16 protein-coding genes are annotated in these 15,452 nt (G+C 65.1%); 8 read left to right on the top strand and 8 right to left on the bottom strand.

Translation table 11 applies throughout. The features are described 5' to 3' along the window. Window positions 1-110: 110 nt before the first annotated feature. Window positions 111-479 (top strand): hypothetical protein, encoded by a 369-nt coding sequence (locus PI87_RS25355; protein ID WP_039600514.1) that lies wholly within the window; start codon window positions 111-113, stop codon window positions 477-479. Here the strand turns inward: PI87_RS25355 and PI87_RS25350 are convergent. Further along, window positions 476-685: a hypothetical protein gene (locus PI87_RS25350; RefSeq protein WP_039600513.1), complete on the bottom strand. Its 210-nt coding sequence runs from the start codon at window positions 683-685 to the stop codon at window positions 476-478. The two genes, PI87_RS25355 and PI87_RS25350, sit on opposite strands and share 4 nt — an antisense overlap. A gap of 156 nt (window positions 686-841) precedes the next feature. Between PI87_RS25350 and PI87_RS25345 the strand changes: the two genes are divergently transcribed. Continuing rightward, on the top strand, window positions 842-1,036 hold the full coding sequence (locus tag PI87_RS25345) for a hypothetical protein (RefSeq protein ID WP_039600512.1): 195 nt from the start codon (window positions 842-844) through the stop codon (window positions 1,034-1,036). A 109-nt stretch (window positions 1,037-1,145) separates the two neighbouring features. Continuing rightward, window positions 1,146-1,793, top strand: coding sequence for a hypothetical protein (locus PI87_RS25340; protein ID WP_039600511.1), 648 nt, complete (start codon window positions 1,146-1,148; stop codon window positions 1,791-1,793). A 49-nt stretch (window positions 1,794-1,842) separates the two neighbouring features. Here the strand turns inward: PI87_RS25340 and PI87_RS25335 are convergent, their stop codons facing one another. The 4 genes from PI87_RS25335 to PI87_RS25320 all read right to left on the bottom strand — a co-directional run bounded on the left by PI87_RS25335 (window position 1,843) and on the right by PI87_RS25320 (window position 7,057). Further along, a complete protein-coding gene (locus PI87_RS25335; RefSeq protein WP_039600510.1) occupies window positions 1,843-4,050 on the bottom strand; it encodes a TonB-dependent receptor in 2,208 nt (735 codons plus the stop codon). Window positions 4,051-4,127: 77 nt separating this feature from the next. After that, the gene (locus PI87_RS25330) at window positions 4,128-4,469 is read right to left on the bottom strand and encodes a hypothetical protein (RefSeq protein ID WP_442965522.1); all 342 of its coding nucleotides are present in this window, start codon (window positions 4,467-4,469) and stop codon (window positions 4,128-4,130) included. Window positions 4,470-4,636: 167 nt separating this feature from the next. After that, the gene (locus tag PI87_RS25325) at window positions 4,637-5,623 is read right to left on the bottom strand and encodes a DUF6685 family protein (protein ID WP_039600508.1); all 987 of its coding nucleotides are present in this window, start codon (window positions 5,621-5,623) and stop codon (window positions 4,637-4,639) included. Between the two features lie 213 nt (window positions 5,624-5,836). Next, complete coding sequence (locus PI87_RS25320) at window positions 5,837-7,057, bottom strand: HD-GYP domain-containing protein (RefSeq protein ID WP_039600507.1); 1,221 nt, start codon at window positions 7,055-7,057, stop codon at window positions 5,837-5,839. Between the two features lie 340 nt (window positions 7,058-7,397). Here PI87_RS25320 and PI87_RS25315 point away from each other — a divergent pair, with 340 nt between their 5' ends. After that, window positions 7,398-7,739 (top strand): hypothetical protein, encoded by a 342-nt coding sequence (locus tag PI87_RS25315; protein WP_039600506.1) that lies wholly within the window; start codon window positions 7,398-7,400, stop codon window positions 7,737-7,739. A 55-nt stretch (window positions 7,740-7,794) separates the two neighbouring features. Here PI87_RS25315 and PI87_RS25310 read toward each other — a convergent pair whose 3' ends face one another. The 3 genes from PI87_RS25310 to PI87_RS25300 form a co-directional block, all read right to left on the bottom strand. After that, window positions 7,795-8,307 (bottom strand): MarR family winged helix-turn-helix transcriptional regulator, encoded by a 513-nt coding sequence (locus PI87_RS25310; RefSeq protein WP_039600561.1) that lies wholly within the window; start codon window positions 8,305-8,307, stop codon window positions 7,795-7,797. Between the two features lie 73 nt (window positions 8,308-8,380). Next, complete coding sequence (locus PI87_RS25305; RefSeq protein ID WP_039600505.1) at window positions 8,381-9,538, bottom strand: ABC transporter substrate-binding protein; 1,158 nt, start codon at window positions 9,536-9,538, stop codon at window positions 8,381-8,383. 44 nt (window positions 9,539-9,582) lie between these two features. Continuing rightward, window positions 9,583-10,860 carry a flavin-dependent oxidoreductase gene (locus tag PI87_RS25300; protein ID WP_039600504.1) on the bottom strand — a complete coding sequence of 426 codons (1,278 nt, stop codon included), beginning with the start codon at window positions 10,858-10,860 and terminating at the stop codon, window positions 9,583-9,585. Window positions 10,861-11,024: 164 nt separating this feature from the next. On the opposite strand from PI87_RS25300, the gene PI87_RS25295 reads away from it, so the two are divergent. From PI87_RS25295 to PI87_RS25280, 4 genes are all read left to right on the top strand, one after another. After that, entirely contained in the window at window positions 11,025-11,732 is a 708-nt protein-coding gene (locus PI87_RS25295; RefSeq protein ID WP_039600503.1) for a GntR family transcriptional regulator, read from the top strand. Window positions 11,733-11,764: 32 nt separating this feature from the next. Beyond that, window positions 11,765-12,442, top strand: coding sequence for a DUF2848 domain-containing protein (locus PI87_RS25290; protein WP_039600502.1), 678 nt, complete (start codon window positions 11,765-11,767; stop codon window positions 12,440-12,442). Between the two features lie 28 nt (window positions 12,443-12,470). Then, complete coding sequence (locus PI87_RS25285; RefSeq protein WP_039600501.1) at window positions 12,471-13,817, top strand: amidase; 1,347 nt, start codon at window positions 12,471-12,473, stop codon at window positions 13,815-13,817. Between the two features lie 169 nt (window positions 13,818-13,986). Further along, complete coding sequence (locus PI87_RS25280) at window positions 13,987-15,309, top strand: MFS transporter (protein WP_039600500.1); 1,323 nt, start codon at window positions 13,987-13,989, stop codon at window positions 15,307-15,309. Window positions 15,310-15,452 lie beyond the last annotated feature (143 nt).

Below are 15,452 nucleotides of genomic sequence, written 5' to 3'. Positions count from 1 at the left end.
CCGTAACAGATCGGCACAATGCGGTCGCTGTTGTGGTGCAGGCAGCGCTTTCTGTGTCTGTTGTGGCTGGGTGCGCGTCCTTACGCTGCAGTCATGCACAGGAGATCGACATGACCGCAAGCGCCCCCGACACCTCCCCCTACACCGAATGGCCCGCCTTGCTGCGCGGTGAATCCCGCCTCGAATGGTTGCCCACCGGCACCGTCGTGGTGGTCCTGGCAGGCAGCATCACGTTGGAATACCCGCCGCGCTGGCTGGCCGGCGAGGCGCACCGGATCCGCCAAACCTTCACGGAAGGCCATGCCTATACGCTGGAGACCTCCGGTTGGTGGGGCATGTACGCAGACCGGCCGGGCGGCGCGCAACTACGCGTGCTTGTTCCGGCTGAACCAACGTACCGGTGGCCGCTGCTCACAGCGCTGCGTCGCGGGCTTACGTTGCTCGGCGGGCGCTCTCAGACGCAACGTGGCCGGGCCTAGCGCTCACGCAGCGGTGAGGGGTCGGGGGTGCGCCGCCCATCCTCCCGGCGGATCGATGCGCTTTCGAAATCGCCCGGGTCTTCCTCGCCGACGGCGCTTTCGCTGGGCAAAACGGGGCGATTCGGTTTGACGCGATCGACTCGGTCGTCGCGCGCCTGACGCTCGGCGCCGGGCTTGTATTGCGAAGAATGCTTCTGCGGCTGCATGGTCGGACTCCTGCTCGGCATGGTGTGTTGCCTCACACAAAGCGACGCAACCGGCGTACCACCCAGGCACGGCAAGCACCGCTTTGCCGTGCAGGCATCCGCCTTGCTGCACCGTGGATATCGCGCCGCAAGCGCAGCACGCAGCGGAGACTCGAGATGGCACACCCCAACCACGACGACCACGCGGAGCATCGCCCCGCCGATCCCGGCAACACACCCGCACACGCGCCGCATGGCGAACGCCACGTGCCGCTGCGCTCCCCCACCGGCGGAACCGATTGGTCAGAGAACATGCGTCGCAGCCGCCCAACCAACAAGGGCAAGGGCGTGCCTGGCCAGCGACGCGGCTAACCATTTGTAATCAAGTACCGCCAGCGCATGCGCTGCCTGCGCCCTACACTGGCGCTCGGACTCGCGTCCAACCCCGCCCACGCTTAGGGCCCTCCCACTGGAAACTGCCATGCCACGCCTGTCACCCGCCGCCGGCACCTTCGCCGCACTGGCCCTCGCCGCCGTTGCCTCGCTATCCGCTCAAACCAGTTTTGCCGCCGACAACGCACCGCCCGCCCGCGTACGCGCGACCATCGTCGCCACGCACGGTAACGCCATCGACGTGGCGGACAACGCCGGCAACAAGGCCACCGTCACCCTGCCCACCGACCTGACCGTCACCGAAGTCGCGCCGATCGAGCCGTCTGCCATCAAGGCCGGCAGCTATATCGGCACGGCCGCTGTGAAGCAACCCGACGGCACCTTGCGCGCGCTGGAGGTGCACGTGTTTCCCGAAGCCATGCGCGGCACGGGTGATGGCCACCGCCCGTATGACCTGGGCCCGAACAGCACCATGACCAACGGCACGGTCGAACAGGCTGGCGCCGTGACGAGCGTATCGGGCACGCAGGGCCGCACGCTGTCGGTCAAGTACAAGGATGGGGAGCAACGCATCGTAGTGCCGTCGGATGTGCCGATCGTCACCTTTGCGCCAGGGCGGCGCGATGCACTGAAGGCTGGTGCGCACGTGGTGATGTTCGTGCGCACCGATGCACAAGGCACGCTGACTGCGCAGCGCGTACTGGTCGGCAAGGACGGGATGGTCCCGCCGATGTGATGGATGTGATGGAAATGACGGGCCAGCCTAACGCGCTGGCCCGTACCGCTTAGAACGGCTTGCTCACCGACAGCAGGAACGTACGACGCGGCGCAAACTGCGGCGCGCCCACACCGATGCCGGTGCCATCGCGCAACTGGTAGCTGCGGTCGAAAATATTCAGTACGGTCAGGCGCGTCTTGAACTTGCCGAGCATCGGCAGGTTGAAGTCACGCGCGGCACCCAGGTTCATCTGCCAGTAGGCCGGCAGGTGGTCGGTGTTGGCAAAGCCGTTGCGCAGGCCCGTGCCGAACAGCACATCGCTGGTGTAGGTCGTGCCCGAGTACAGATATGACACGCCGGCCGAAGCGGTCAGGCGCTGGTCGTGGTCCAGATTGACCCAGTGGCTGTTGATGTAGGCCAGCTCATCCGCACCGAAGTTGAACTGCCCCGTCTCGATGCCCTTGCCCTGCGCGCGCGACACCGCCACGTTCAGATATGCACCCAGGTTGCCGTTGCGATAGTTGGCGCTGCCTTCCAGACCGTAGATGCGGCCGCGGTCGTAGTTGAACGCCGAATACAGCAGCGCATTGCCGAACTGCCCTTCGTCCTGCAGATGACGCACATCGCGGTAGTACGCATCCAGACCCAGCGTGAGGTGCGGCGTGATCTGGTGCGAGACACCCAGATCAAAGTAGTTCGAGCGCTCCGACTTGACCGCCGTATTGGCATCCGATGGCAGCGCATTGGTCGTGCCGGAGAAGGCCTGCACCGACGTGGCATCGAACTTCTCGGTCGGCGGCGGCGTGAAGTAGCGCGCGTAGCCGGCATGCACGCGGGTGCGTGGCGTCAGGTCATAGGTCAGGCCCACACGCGGGCTCAACTGCTGCTCGCTGACGATGGTGTTGACGTGGTCGTAGCGCGCACCGTAGTTGACGGTCAGCTTGTCGGTCGGCTTCCACTCATCCTGCAGGTAGACGCCCATCGTCGTGCCCGTGCCGCTGTGGTTATCGACGATGGTGAACGGCGTGCCGCTGGTCTGCGCACCGCTGCTGTCGGCGGGGAACACGCTGGAGGTGTTGTCAGTGCCGAAGCGCTCGCGCTGCACGAACACGCCGGCACGCAGCGTGTGCTTGTCATTGAGCTTGTAGCTCGCGTCGCCCTGCAGGCCATAGGCCTCGTTGCGGCGCGTGAGGTCAGCCGCCACGCCGTTGTAGACCAGATCCCCGATCGGATCGGGCATGTAGTCGATGCGGCTGGAGCGGCGGAACACCGACACCTGGTAGTCCAGCTTGGGCGACACCTTCTGCTGATACGTCAGGATCTGGAAGTCGGTCTTCTCGCGCTGGTTGGCGTTGAGCGCTTCCGACGCCGGCGGCACCACGCCATCCAGCGTGAACTTCGGATCGAGCCCAGGGCGCGTCGGAATCTGGAAGCGGCCGTTGGACGAACCAAACATGAAGCTCACGCGGCTGTCGTTGTCGAGCAGGTACGAGAGCATGCCGAACGACTTGTTCTGCGTGGTGTGGTCGTGCGTCGCGTTGCGGTTACCCGTGGGGTTCTCGATGCCGAGGTTGTTCTCCGCAAACACGCCCGAGAGGTAATAGCTGAAGCGGTCCTTCGTGCCGTGGATCTGCGCGTTGACCTCGTGCGTGGCGTTGCTGCCGAGCACGGTACCGATCTCGCCACCGAAGGCCTTGGGCTCGCCATCCTCATCGGTGGATGCGCCCTTGGTGGTGATGTCCACAATGCCGGCGGTGCGATAGCCGTACTGCGCCGGCAGCGCCCCGGTCAGCACGTTGATCTGGTTGGCAAAGCGCGTGTCGAGCATCTGCCCGAAGCCGCTGATCGGCTCGGGGACGATCACGCCGTTGATGCGGTACTGCAGGTTGGAGTGGTCCCCCCGCACGTGCAGTTGGCCATACGAATCCTGCACCACGCCCGGCGCTTGCAGCAGCACCTGGTTTAGCGGCGTGGCATCGCCCAGCGGCAGGCGAGCGATGTCGTCGGTGTCGAACTTGTAGACCGAGCTGCCGGTGTCGGGCGACAGCGCATTACGTGCGGCGTCCAGGCGCTTGGCGGTAACGCGGGTTTCGCTGAGGTCGTGCACGTTGGTTGCGGCCGGCGCTGCCGACTTGGCGGGGGTGGCCGGAGCAGCAGCCGGAGGTGTCGGCGTGGCCGGCGTGGAGGCCTCCTGGGCCAGTGCGGAAACGGAGGCGACGGATGGCAGCACGGTGGCAAGCGCCACCACCAGCTTGCGGGGCTGGAACGGAATCATGAAAGACCTTTGAATCGAACGAATGCGTCAAACGGCGGCGCGCGCGTCAAGACGCGAGCCGGCAGGCAAGTCGAGAATCAAAGGCCGAACGGTGGATCGCGCGAACAGACGGCCACCGGAAAGACCGGTGCCGCGGCGCGAAAGCCAATATGCGGGAAGTGCCAGCGCCGCGTGCTGCGCAGGCGCAGCACCAGCACCATCGGCAACGCAGCCGCAAGCGCAGCAAAGGCCGCGCACTGCAAGCAGGCGGCGTGCTCCTGCGCGGGCTGACTACCGCGCTCGGTGCCAGCAGGCTTGGCCGTAACGCTCAGCTCAGCAGGTGCCTCCTCGTTCCAATGCGACAGCGCATGCCGCAGCGCGCCCTGCTGACCAAACAGCAGCAGCACGACCAGCAGGCAAGACAGCCAGCGCAGGTGCAAGAAGGAGGAGCGGAAAGCGCGCACGTTTGAGGAGCAGATGCCGGCGCGCAATCTTTCAGGTGACTGAGCGCCCAATGCAACTAAGTTGCGAATTCTGACACCGGCCGCCCGATTCGGCAATCCATCGGGTGGAGGGAGGGTCAACCCATGACCCTACCGTCCCCGTATTACACGCGCGTGTGCGCGAAACCCGGCACAAAGCCCGTCGGCACACCCAGGCTCGGCACGGGCACGCGCTTCCAGTTCGGACGGGCCTTGCGGGCAGCCTCGGCACGCTGGGCGGGCGCACCCACCTCTGTGGCGTCGTGCAGGTTGGCCAGCCAGGTGCCGTAGTCAAACCAGCCGTCGCGCACCAGTTGCTCGCCCACGCAGTTGGCAAAGCGGTCGGACTTGGGCAGGAAGCACAGCTCAAAACCCTCGGTCTCACGGCGGCCATGCATCCAGCGATGCGGCACCTGGTGGCTTGCAAGCGCTTCCGACAAACGCGTGCCATAACGCTGCTGCCCCTGGCGGCGCGCGGCGATCACGTGGAAGCCGTCCAGCAGCCGGCGCAGGCCCAGCGCGGAGCGTGCATGACGCACCTCGGCATCAACCAGTAGCGCGCGGTTCTGCGTGCGTGCCTGGAGCGCCAGCGCAGCAAAATGGTGCGCGCCCCACTCATTCATGAAGAAGAGTTCACCGCCGGCAAAGTCGTAGGCGCGGAACACGTTGGTCTGGTCCGCATAACGGAACACGTGGCGCTTGTTGGCGGCAAAGTCGGCATCGGTGCTGTGCGGAATACGGCGGCAATGCTGGTGCGCAAACACCAGCATGCTCGGGAAGGAGTGCACCGAGCACGGCGACTGCGCCAGCCCCGTCACCGCACGAATGTCGATCTGGCAGTGCTCACGGCGCACGCCCACCAACTGGCTCAGATGGTGGTGGAGATCGTCCACCCAGTCGGCATGTGCCAGATGCTTGGGAAACAGCTGATGCGCAGGCTCGGCCAGCCCGCCCTCGAACAGGAACGGCACGCTCTTGTGCCAGATGTCGAGCTTCCAGTGCGACAGTGCATCGCTCTCGGTGCGATGGTGCGCAACCGATTGCGTGACATTGAAGGCGCGCGACTGGATCACCCAATCGGAAGCCGCCCGCAGCATGTTGGAAACGTTCATGTCACCCCCCGGAAGACCGAATCGTTTGTTTGAAAGGTTGCTGCCGTTGCTCTTTGTGGCAATCGGTCAACAACGTAAAAATCAACGACTCAACGGTACCCCACTTTAGAGGGGTGCGACATGAAGTTTATTGAAGTCCGTGTTAAGAAAAAGACACAAAAACCGAAGGGGCTTGCCAAATGCACAGCGCCGCACTTTGGCGGCGCTTCTGCTTCAAACCAGGCACATGTCGGAGACTTCCTCGTCCGACAAACCCCAGGTGGCGGCATCTTCCACGGTGACGATGGAATCATCCGACTTGCCCAGGCTGATGCGCTCGGGGCGCACGCGCGTCTTGGTATTGCCGGAATAGAACACCACGATGTCCGGCTTGAGCGCCGACGCTTCGTTCTGGTTAACGACCACGCCCAGCCGGTTGGTGCGCAGCTTGACCAGCGTGCCAACCGGGTAGATGCCCACGCTGCGCGTGAAAGCCTGGAACACGGTGCGATCGAACTGCGTGTCGGTACGGGCCATCATGTACTTGAGCGCCTGCGCAGGCGACCACGCATGGTGGTACGGGCTGCTCGACGTCAACGTGTCATACACGTCGCAGATGGCGCCCATCTTGGCCCACAGGCTGATCCCTTCGGTCTTCTGCGCGTCGGGGTAGCCGCTGCCGTCGATGCGTTCGTGATGGTGCAGGCAGATCTCGCGGGCAATTTCGCTGAACTGGCCGGTGCCCACCAGCAGGTGGTGACCACCCACGGCGTGGGTCTGCAGCAGTGCCAGCTCATCTTTGGTGAGCGCCGTGCTCTTGTCGAGCAGCGTGCGCGGCATGGCCGATTTACCGATGTCGTGCACCAGGCCACCCAGGCCGCATTCGCGGATCTCGTCTTCGGGCAGGCCCAGCGTGCGGGCCAGTGCCACCATCAGCGCGCAGACGGCAAACGAATGCAGGTAGGTGTAGTCGTCCTTGTTCTTCAGGCGGGCCAGGGCGATCAGCGCATAGGAGTTGCGCGCCAGCGAGTTGGACACGTCGTCCACCAGCAGCAGCGCCTTGTCGGTCTCCAGTGCCCGGCCCATGCGGGCCTCGGCAAACATGTGGCCGAGCGTCGCCTTGCCGTTCTGCATCAGCTTCTGGGCGTGTTGCCACTCTTCCTTGAGCGACGTAGGTGTCACGGGCGGGCGAGCGCGCACGGTCTCGCGCGTGAGCGGCTCGGGCTCAGGCGCGGCAACGGGTGCCGGCGTGGGCATCAGGCCCTGAGCGACAACGTCCTCACCGCGCTCCGGATCGATCCAGATCTCGGTAATACCTGCCTTGAGGATGTCGTCGATCTGACCCTGGTGCGACAACTGAAACTGCGTACGCCAGAACGGATGTTTCAGCCAGGACCCGCCCAGCTTCATCACAAACATACCGACACGCAATTGGTTCGCATCGATTCGCTTCATACCCTGCCTGCCTCGGCTCGAAGTCCGGTTTTGATTGAAATAGGGATGCGGTACGTCAGCCGACACTGACGCCGTTTTGGCCGCTCGGGTCTACGACCCAGGTGGATGCTCGGGGCCACCAACGAACCAATCCGCGCTTGGCTTATCGGCAGCCTTGCACAAAACTTGAGGGTGAAAGTGGATCAGGCGGCGCGCAACACGCCTCGAATCGGGACCTTCGGCGGAACGCCGGCAGCCGCAGCGGTCGAATCAAACGCATGGTGCGTCAAGACCCTCGCCCGTCGGGCTGTCGATCGGACCTGGGGCGGCGTACACTAAGTCTCATGGAAGTGCACTCGACATGACTCACGATCCCGTGTCCCAACGCAAGCAGGAAACCCCTGATGACTTCGCGCTCAACCGCGAAGCCATCCGCTGGCTTGCGTCCTTGCCGGAAGATGTCCGGCCGATCGAGCTGGGCCGCAAGTTCCCGCGCATCATCAACACCATCGCCGCCAAGTGGGTCGATTTCATCGGCTGCCGACGCTACCTCGACAGCCTGCAGATGGACGACCGCGGCGGTCGCCAGGGCTTTCCGTTCGAGGTTGTCCAGGAAATCTGCACACTGCGCGAACACTTCGATTCGCTCTACCCGCCCGACAAGGACCTCTGGCAAAAGGCGATCGACGCGGACAAGCGCTAAGCCAGTCCAAAGATACAGCGGCCCGGGAGCGGTTCAAACCCCGGGCCGTTTTCATTCAGCCGCCGTCCGGCCCCGATGCCAGCTTGTTGAGCAACGCCAGAAGGTGTCGCTTCTCCTCCATGGACATATGCGCCGTGACGCGGGCATCGTGCGCAGTGACCGCACGCGTAATCTCGTCAAGCGTGGTGGCGCCCTTGGCCGTCAGCACCAGCCGGAAAGCGCGGCGGTCCGTCGGCGACGGCTGGCGCTCGACCATGCCCATGTCTTCCAGCGTATCGACCAGCAGCACCGCACCGGAGCGCGCCACGCCCAGGATGCTGGCCAGCTCGGTCAGCTTGAGGTTGGGGTTGTGCGCGATCACGGTCATGGCCGAGAAGCGCGGCGGCGTGATGTTCCACGCCTGCAGCGAACGCACAAAGTCTTCGTAGATATGCAGCTGCGCGCGCCGCACTGCATAGCCGACCAGCCCGTCGAGCGCGCCATACTCCACGTCCGCAATGTGCGGATTGAAGTGACCGGATTCGGCAACGGCGGGGTACAAGTCTTCGGCTTTGGGCTGGCGCGACATGGCGATATCAGGCATGCGGATCCCGTCGATTATCGTTGGCAAGGCGCCCGTCAGCCATGAACTGAGAAGAACTTCAGTTCTTCACGACAGCTTGATCGGCGGGCAGCAGTTTCCACTTGCCGTGATCGATGGTCAGCAGTACGCGGCCTCGCGCATCAAAGCCGAAATGGTCGGCCGCCGTGTAGTTCAGCACGCCGTGCGAGACGACGATGTCCCGTTCGGTCTCCAGCGCGCTCTTGAGCGCCCGGCGGAACGCCGGTGTGCCCGGCTTGGCCGTCTTGAGCGCCACCGGCACGATGCGTTGGAGCACCTGCAGCGCATCCCAGGTGTGGGCGCCAAATTGCGTGCGCGAGTCGGGGCCGTACATCTTCTCGTAGCGCGTCACATACTCCAGCGCCGTTTTCTTGCTCGGATGGCTGTCTGGCAACTGCTCGGCCACGATCACCGGCCCGGCGGGCAGGATAGCGCCGTCGACTGCCTTGCCGCCGATGCGGATCAGGTCCTTGGTGGCAGCGCCGTGCGTCTGGTAGATCGGCCCGGCATAGCCACGGTCGCGCAGCGAGGTGTGCGGCAACGCAGCGCCTGTGCCCGCCCCCGCCACAAGCACCGCATCGGGCTTGAAACTGATCAGCTTGGCGACCTGCCCTGTCACGTTGGTATCGGCGCGCGCATAGCGCTCCACATCCACCACCTTCAGGCCGCGCGGCGTGGCAGCGGCGGTGAAGTCCTTCAGCCAGCTCTCGCCGTACGCATCGGCAAAACCGATGAAGCCGACGGTCTTGACGCCGCTCGATGCCATGCGCGCGGCAATCGCCTCGGCCATCAGCGAGATTGGCTGCGCCAAGCGGTAGGTCCAATCGCCCTTGCCCGGTTTCAGCTCCACGGGTGCGAGCGACAGCTGCGGCGTCTGCGATTCGGTGGCGACTTCGGCAATCGCAATCGACGGCGCCACGGCAGACGAACCGACGATCAGGTCTACGTGGTCCTCTGTCACCAGCTTGCGCGCCATGCGTGCGCCGGTACTCGGGTCGGAGGCGTCATCCACCAGCACCAGCCGCAGCTTCTCGCCGCCGATGGCATCCGGATAGAACGCCAGCGAATTCTTTTGCGTGATGCCGAGCGACGCCGACGGCCCCGTGGTCGACAGGCTCACGCCCACGACGATCTCGGCATGGGCGGCGGTGACGAGCAAAAGCGCGGCGGTGGCGCAAATGGTGCGACGGATGATCATGAGTCCCCTCTCCTCTTCTCTTCCAGTGGTCCGGTTGCGTTGGCTCAGGCGGGCACGCTCGAGCGTGCCGGCATCGGCGGTTGATCACGCAACGATTGCGGATCGAAGCCGGCCAGTTTTTTATAGCGCATCGCAATCCCTTCCAGCTCAGTGCGTGGAATCACATCGTCGATGCGGGCGAAGCCTTGTGGTGCGCGCTCGTGCGCGAGCTGCATAACCTGCTCGGGGCCGTTGAGCCGGTTGCGTAGCACGATGCCGGCGGTGCGCGGCAGGCGGTCGGCTTCGTATTCGCGCAGGGCGATGCCGGGGTCGCGCGCGGTGAGCAGACAGTCGATGAGCGCACGCGCATCGAGAATCGCCTGCGCGCTGCCGTTCGAGCCGATCGGGTACATCGGGTGCGCCGCATCGCCAAGCAGCGTGACGCGACCGAAGGTCCAGCGCGGCAGTGGGTCCTTATCGACCAGCGGGAATTCGTACACGGCCTGCGCGCCGTCAATGAGTGTGGGAATGTCGATCCAATCCCATTTCCAGTCCGCGAAGGCACTGCGGAAGATGGCGGGGTCGACCTCGCGGTTCCAGTCGCTGCGCGGCGGCGCCTCGTCGGGCACGCGCAGCTCGGCAATCCAGTTGATGCGCGAGCGGCCCTGCTGGCGCAGCGGTTCGGAGATCGGATAGGCGACGAACTTCTGGTCTTGGTGGCCGGCCATGAACATGGTGCGGCCATCAAGGTACGGCTCGGCCTCGGTGACGGCGCGCCACAGCATGCGGCCAGAAAAACGCGGTGCATCGCCGGTCAGATAGAACTGTCGGCGCACAGCCGAGTGGATACCGTCCGCGCCGATCAACACGTCGGCCGACGATTCGACGATGGTGTCATTGGCACGGTCGCGTAGCGTGAAGCGCACCGGACCACCGTCTTCGCCGGTCGATTGAACGGCCTCGAAGCTGTGGCCCAGATGAATCGCATCGCACCCCAATCGCTCGACCACAGCATCGGCCAATGCCATCTGAAACTCGCCGCGATGGATAGAGAACTGCGGCCAGTCATAGCCCGCCGCCAGCCCGCGCGGCTCGTGCCAGATCGGCTGGCCGAAGCGGTTGTAGTAAGCCAGTGCGGAAGTGCGAATCGCCAGCGCACCGAGCGTGTCTTCCAGCCCCAGTTCGCACAACTGGCGCGCCGCATGCGGCAGCAGGTTGATACCCACGCCCAGCGGACGCAGTGTCTGCACCGCCTCCCACACCTCGACCTCGAAGCCCTGACGCTCCGCCATCAATGCGAGCGTCAGCCCGCCGATGCCCGCGCCGATGATGGCGATCTTCATGGCTGTCTCCGTAAAATTTGTTGCAGTCTATAACAAATTTCGAAGCCAACCAGAGCATGCCAGATCAGGGCAATCCCTAGGCCAATGTGGCGTGCAGATGCCTTGACGCTCAGTGATATATCACAATACCATCACTCGACTTTTACGAAATCCGAGACCGCCGCATGTCGCGCCCGATCAAGCTCGTTACCGCTGAAGTGCCCGCACCATTCGCCGCCGAACCCGCCGCGCATGCCCCCAAGGGCGCCGCCCTGCGTGAACTCGCCTACGGCGAGATCAAGCGCCGCATCATGGCGTGTGAATTCCGCCCCGGCGAGCCGCTCAACGAGGCGCAGCTCACCTCCCTGCTGGGCCTTGGCCGCACGCCGATCCATCAGGCGTTGCATCGCCTGGAGGTCGAAGGGCTCGTGCAGATCCTGCCACGCAAGGGCGTGCTGGTGACGCCGCTGTCGCTCAACGACGTGCTCGACATGATCGAGGTGCGCGCCACCAACGAGATCCTGTGCGTGACGCTCGCTGCCGAGCGCGCTCACCCGGCCGACTTTGAAGCCATGCGTGCCATCGTCGATGCGTCGCCCGCGTTGATCGAGCACCGTGACATCGCCGCGCTGGCCGCGCTGGATCTCAAGTTCCACCTCGCCATCTCGGCCGCCTCGCGCAACCGCGTGCTAGCCGAGCTGCTGCGCGGCCTGCACGAAAAGCAGGCGCGCTTCTGGTTCCTCTCGCTGTCGGAGCCGCAACACCTGCAGAACGTGTACGACGAACACCTCGCCGTGCTGGATGCGCTGGAACGGCGCGACGTACCCGCCGCGCGCGAAGCCATCCGCGAGCATATCGACGAGTTCCGCCGCACGATCATCCGCACGCTCTGATCCCCCCTTCATTCGTTCTTCCCGGATTCCGCATGACCACGCTGCACCTGAACCTGATCGGCCACGGCCCCATCGACGTAACCGTGGACCACCTTGTCATTGCCGGCTGGACCGGCCGCGATGCCGAAGCCGTCGAACATCACATCGCTGAACTCGAAGCGATTGGCGTGGCGCGCCCGGCGCGTGTGCCGTGCTTCTACCGCGTATCGCACGCGCTGCTGACCACGGATGCGCGCGTGGAGATTCCCGGCGCCGATTCGTCGGGCGAAGCCGAGTTCGTGCTGTATTCCACGCCGATGGGCCTGCTGGTCGGCATCGGCTCGGACCACACCGATCGCAAGGTCGAAGCCTATGGCGTGACCGTCTCCAAGCAGATGTGTGCCAAGCCCGTGAGCCGCGACGTGTGGCGCTTCGAGGCACTGGCCGACCACTGGGACAGCCTGCAGATGAAAACCTGGCGCACCCGCGACGGCCAGACCGCGCTGTATCAGGAAGGCGGCGTCACGCGCATGCTCGACCCGCGCGACCTGATCCGCCGCTACACCGGCGCCGATACGCTACCGGTGGGCACCGCCATGTTCTGCGGCACGCAGCCCATCATCGGCGAACTCGGTTTTGGTGAAGCCTTCGACATGGCCCTCATCGACCCGGTATCGGGCACCGAGCTGCGCCATCAGTATGCTGTCGACACGCTGCCCGTTGAGGGCTGAAGCGCACGACCAACCGGAGACCCTCTGCATGATGATGCCCCGCCCGAACATGATCCGCGCCCTGGCTGCTGAACTGGCCAGCGGCCGCACCACCAGCGTTGCGCTGACGGAAACCGCCCTGGAGCACGCTGAAGCGCATCGCGCGGCTGGTGGCGCCGCCTATGTGAGCATCGACGCGCAGGCCGCGCTCACCATGGCACGCGCCGCCGATGCTGCACGCGCGGCGGGCAACATGCCGTCGCTGCTGGCGGGTCTGCCGGTATCGATCAAGGATCTGTTTGACGTGGCGGGCCAGGTGACGGCCGCGGGCTCGCGCGCGCTGGCGCATCAGCCGCCCGCCACTGCCGATGCCGCTGCGGTGGCACGCCTGCGCGCAGCCGGCGCGGTGCTGCTCGGCCGCACCAACATGAGCGAATTCGCATTCTCCGGCCTGGGCCTGAACCCGCACTATGGCACGCCGCGCACGCCAGCAGATGGCACGCGCGCAGCGGGCGGCTCCACCTCGGGTGGCGCAGTCACGGTGGCGGGCGGCATGGCAGTCGCGGCGCTGGGCACCGACACGGGCGGCTCGATCCGCATTCCGTCGGCCTTCTGCAATCTAACCGGCTTCAAACCCACCGCGCGCCGCGTACCGATGACGGGCGGCGTGCCGCTGTCCACCTCGCTCGATTCGGGTGGGCCGCTGGCCAACTCGGTGGATTGCTGCGCCATCGTCGATGCCATCCTGAGCGGCGAGACGCTCGACACGGACGCCGTGCCGCTGGCCGGCCTGCGCTTCGGCATCACGCAGGACTATGTGGGTGCGGACCTCGACGACACCGTCGCCAAGGCCTTCAGCCGTGCCGTGGAACGGCTCGAACGTGCCGGTGCGCATATCGTGCGCTTCGACTTTCCCGAGTTGCTGCAACTGCCCGAAATCAACGGCGGTGGCGGCCTCACAGCGGCCGAAGCGTGGGCATGGCACCGTCCGGTGCTGGCACGTGCGGAGGCGCAGTACGACCAGCGCGTTGCCGCGCGCATCCGCCGTGGTGAACAGATGGGTGCCGCCGCCTACATCGACGTGCTGGACGCGCGCGCGCGCATGATCGCCGTCGCACGCAAACGCCTGGGCAACTTCGACGCGTGGTTGATGCCCACGGTGGCCATCGTGCCGCCGGAAGTGGCGCCGCTCGAAGCCGACGACGCGCAGTTCTTCCGCACCAACGCACTGACGCTGCGCAACCCGAGCGTCATCAATTTCCTGGACGGCTGCGCACTGACGCTGCCCGTCCACGCCACCGGTGAGCTGCCGGTCGGCCTGTCGCTGTGCGGTCTCGCCAATGACGATGCGCGCATCCTGCGCGTCAGCCGGGCGGTGGAGGCTGCGCTGCGTTGATCGCCTAACCAGAACTTCGCCGCAGGCGTCCGGGCCACCCCTGCGGTTCTCTTAGTCACGCTTTAAAAAGGCGCGCTTCAGACGCGCCGGGCCCAACTCACGCCTGCGTTTTGTGCAACAAAGCGGCACAACGAAGCGCAGGCGCCCTCACCCGCTATTGGAGGAAACCATGTCGCAAACCCAAGCCCTGCCGGCTAACCCGACGGACCCGGCCAGCAGCCCACCCCAAGGCGCCGCGCTGGACGCCACCTATCGCCGCATCACATGGCGTCTGGTGCCGTTCCTCGTCTTCCTGTTCATCCTCGCGTGGATCGACCGCGTCAACGTCGGCTTTGCCAAGCTGTCGATGCTGCAAGACCTGCAGTTCAGCGAGGCGGTGTACGGCCTGGGCGCGGGCATCTTCTTCATCGGTTACTTCCTCTTCGAAGTGCCGAGCAACCTGCTGCTGGAGAAGATCGGCGCACGCAAGACGCTGGCGCGCATCACCATCCTCTGGGGCCTGGCCTCGATGGCGATGATCTATGTGAAGACGCCCGCCTCGTTCTATGCGCTGCGCTTCCTGCTGGGTATTTTTGAAGCAGGCTTCTTCCCGGGCGTGGTGCTGTATCTGACGTACTGGTTTCCGTCGGCCTACCGCGCACGCATCAACGGCCTGTTCATGACATCGTTTGCGATTGCAGGCGTGGTGGGCGGCCCGGTAGCGGGCTTCATCATGAGCAGCATGGAAGGCGTAGGCCACCTCGCCAACTGGCAGTGGCTGTTCCTGCTGGAGGGCATTCCCTCGGTACTGGCCGGCTTTGCCGTGCTGGCCTGGCTGCCTGAGACGCCGCGCCAGGCCAAGTGGCTCTCCGCCGCCGAGCAGGATGCCGTCGTCCGCTCCATCGATGCGGAAAACCGCGACCCGGCCAAGCACGCGTCGTTTGGCGCAGCGCTGTCCAATGCCCGCGTGTGGATCTGCGCGCTGATCTATTTCTGCGTGGTCAGCGGCAACGCCACCATTGCGTTCTGGACACCGTCGATCATCAAAGAGTTGGGCATCCAGGGCAACTTCCACATCGGCTTGATCTCGGCCATTCCGTTCATCGCCGGCACGATCGCGATGGTGTGGAACGGCGCGCATTCCGATCGCACCGGCGAGCGCCGCATGCACTGCGCCATCGCCGCCATCATCGCCAGTGCAGGTCTGGTGGCAACGGGTGCAACGCTGGGCACCCCAGTGCTGGCACTGGTTGCACTGACCGTGGCGGCCATCGGCATCCTGGCCGCGTTCCCGGTGTTCTGGTCGATTCCCGCCGTGTTCCTGGCCGGCACCGCAGCCGCAGGCGGCATTGCACTCATCAACTCGATCGGCAACCTGGCCGGCTTCGTGGCGCCGTACATGATCGGCTGGCTGAAGACGAGCACGGGCCACCTGTCGGCCGGCCTGTATTTCGTGGCAGTGCTGGAGCTGGGTGCGGCAGTGCTGGTCATCCTCGGCACACGCAAGCACTAAACCGTCGGTAGAAACCATCGTGGCGCAAACACATGCGCCACGATGGTTTGGCCGTTCCTGCCCTAGATGGCGCCTTGAATTTTTGTAAGCGGGCGGAAAAAAGACGGGGAACTGTCTGAGCGAAGCGAGTTTTCCCCGTCTCC

It is taken from the genome of Ralstonia sp. A12 (assembly GCF_000801955.1).
In the GTDB taxonomy this organism is placed as follows: Bacteria; Pseudomonadota; Gammaproteobacteria; order Burkholderiales; family Burkholderiaceae; genus Ralstonia.
Note: the sequence above shows the minus strand (reverse complement) of the source record. Positions and strands in the feature narration are given on the sequence as shown.

Coding starts and splice junctions, on each gene's coding strand:
- PI87_RS25310 (WP_039600561.1), bottom strand. CDS start 8,307: ATGTCGCGCCAGCCCAAAGCCGAAGACTTGTACCCCGCCGTTGCCGAA.
- PI87_RS25325 (WP_039600508.1), bottom strand. CDS start 5,623: ATGAACGTTTCCAACATGCTGCGGGCGGCTTCCGATTGGGTGATCCAG.
- PI87_RS25355 (WP_039600514.1), top strand. CDS start 111: ATGACCGCAAGCGCCCCCGACACCTCCCCCTACACCGAATGGCCCGCC.
- PI87_RS25315 (WP_039600506.1), top strand. CDS start 7,398: ATGACTCACGATCCCGTGTCCCAACGCAAGCAGGAAACCCCTGATGAC.
- PI87_RS25350 (WP_039600513.1), bottom strand. CDS start 685: ATGCAGCCGCAGAAGCATTCTTCGCAATACAAGCCCGGCGCCGAGCGT.
- PI87_RS25345 (WP_039600512.1), top strand. CDS start 842: ATGGCACACCCCAACCACGACGACCACGCGGAGCATCGCCCCGCCGAT.
- PI87_RS25340 (WP_039600511.1), top strand. CDS start 1,146: ATGCCACGCCTGTCACCCGCCGCCGGCACCTTCGCCGCACTGGCCCTC.
- PI87_RS25295 (WP_039600503.1), top strand. CDS start 11,025: ATGTCGCGCCCGATCAAGCTCGTTACCGCTGAAGTGCCCGCACCATTC.
- PI87_RS25305 (WP_039600505.1), bottom strand. CDS start 9,538: ATGATCATCCGTCGCACCATTTGCGCCACCGCCGCGCTTTTGCTCGTC.
- PI87_RS25285 (WP_039600501.1), top strand. CDS start 12,471: ATGATGATGCCCCGCCCGAACATGATCCGCGCCCTGGCTGCTGAACTG.
- PI87_RS25335 (WP_039600510.1), bottom strand. CDS start 4,050: ATGATTCCGTTCCAGCCCCGCAAGCTGGTGGTGGCGCTTGCCACCGTG.
- PI87_RS25290 (WP_039600502.1), top strand. CDS start 11,765: ATGACCACGCTGCACCTGAACCTGATCGGCCACGGCCCCATCGACGTA.
- PI87_RS25320 (WP_039600507.1), bottom strand. CDS start 7,057: ATGAAGCGAATCGATGCGAACCAATTGCGTGTCGGTATGTTTGTGATG.
- PI87_RS25280 (WP_039600500.1), top strand. CDS start 13,987: ATGTCGCAAACCCAAGCCCTGCCGGCTAACCCGACGGACCCGGCCAGC.
- PI87_RS25300 (WP_039600504.1), bottom strand. CDS start 10,860: ATGAAGATCGCCATCATCGGCGCGGGCATCGGCGGGCTGACGCTCGCA.